The 1,251-nt window shown below is 54.0% G+C and carries 1 protein-coding gene and 2 tRNA genes; all 3 read right to left on the reverse strand.

The window, feature by feature from the left end; all coding sequences use genetic code 11:
- Positions 1 to 157: 157 nt before the first annotated feature.
- Positions 158 to 1,072, reverse strand: a complete 915-nt coding sequence (locus tag ACGYLQ_RS20840; protein WP_394444686.1) for a glycosyltransferase family 2 protein — start codon at positions 1,070 to 1,072, stop codon at positions 158 to 160.
- Positions 1,072 to 1,147, reverse strand: a tRNA-Ala gene (locus tag ACGYLQ_RS20845). Before ACGYLQ_RS20845 ends, ACGYLQ_RS20840 begins: the two co-directional genes overlap by 1 nt.
- Positions 1,148 to 1,174: 27 nt before the next feature.
- Positions 1,175 to 1,251, reverse strand: a tRNA-Ile gene (locus ACGYLQ_RS20850).

Here is a 1,251-nt window from a genome sequence, read left to right on the forward strand (position 1 = left end):
GAAGGGCAGCAACTGAGATCATCACCTAACGCGGTGAGATCAAACATGTTGTTAGTATCTCTCTTTACGATGTCAATCACGTGCATCCGATGGATGTCACGCTGCCGTCCAGATTGGACGAGCAAGAGCGCCGTAGCGCTCTTGCTGATCTAATCTATCAGCAGTTTTCGAACCACTTTGGGAGGGTCGTCCGAAACGGGAACTTTACCGATCTGGCACGCAGCACGTTAAGCTTCTCATCTCGAACTGGATCGCGCTTGATCCGCCGATAGGCGCGTCGCTCCGCCAAGGGCCAATCCAGCTCGGTCAACTCGCGAAAAGCGGCGTAGAAGCGGGATGCATCTCGATCTGCCTGCGCCCAAGCTTTACCGGGAAGACCTTTGCCACCAGCGTTGCCAATTAGCGTCCGATGCTGGTTTGCATCTATTAGCGCAGCGCGGTTCGCGTATTTGAGGTGAACCAAGTAAACACCTTTGGGAAAGATGAATGGCGTGTCATCTATACGCTCAGGGGCAGTTTGAATGCCATGGCGCACCAAATGCGTTCCACGCCGAACCGCCCAGGCTTTGCTGTAATGCCCGGAGAAATGCGCCTTACGCCTGTAGTGCAGGACGTTAGCCTCCGCAGTTAGCGTAGGATCGCCCTCCATTTCAGCGAGGTTCATTCCCAAAGCAAAGAGTGCACATGGTCTCTTGCGTGAGGCGAACAGGTCGCTGAAACTAGCGTAACGTTCCGGGTCGAAACAAATCAGCTCATCCGCATCTGTGCGAATAACCCAGTCGTATAGCGAACCTAATCCATCCTGAAGGCCGTTCAGCAGGTGTCCACGAACCCGATCGAAACCAGTCAGGTCACCCCGCGGCACCGTGATCACATTCGCCCGTGGGCAAAGCTCAGAAACCTTCTGATCATGACCATGGGCCACGATGTAAAGATGCTCCGAACCTAGGTGCCGTGAGTAATGCGCGTACCATTGTGATAACGCCCAATAATCGCGGTAAACCATTGTGATGGCACAAATCTTCATGCCTTCTTTTAATCCGTACGGATCAAAGGCGGCAAGAGAATTCATGGTGGAGCCTAGGAGGATCGAACTCCTGACCTCCTGAATGCAAATCAGGCGCTCTCCCAGCTGAGCTAAGGCCCCAAAGGGATTCTGAAACTACAGAAGCGATGGTGGGTCGAGGAGGACTTGAACCTCCGACCTCACGCTTATCAGGCGTGCGCTCTAACCACCTGAGCTACCGACCC

Origin of the sequence: Sulfitobacter sp. 1A12779, assembly GCF_043557315.1 — a bacterium.
In the GTDB taxonomy this organism is placed as follows: Bacteria; Pseudomonadota; Alphaproteobacteria; order Rhodobacterales; family Rhodobacteraceae; genus Sulfitobacter; species Sulfitobacter faviae.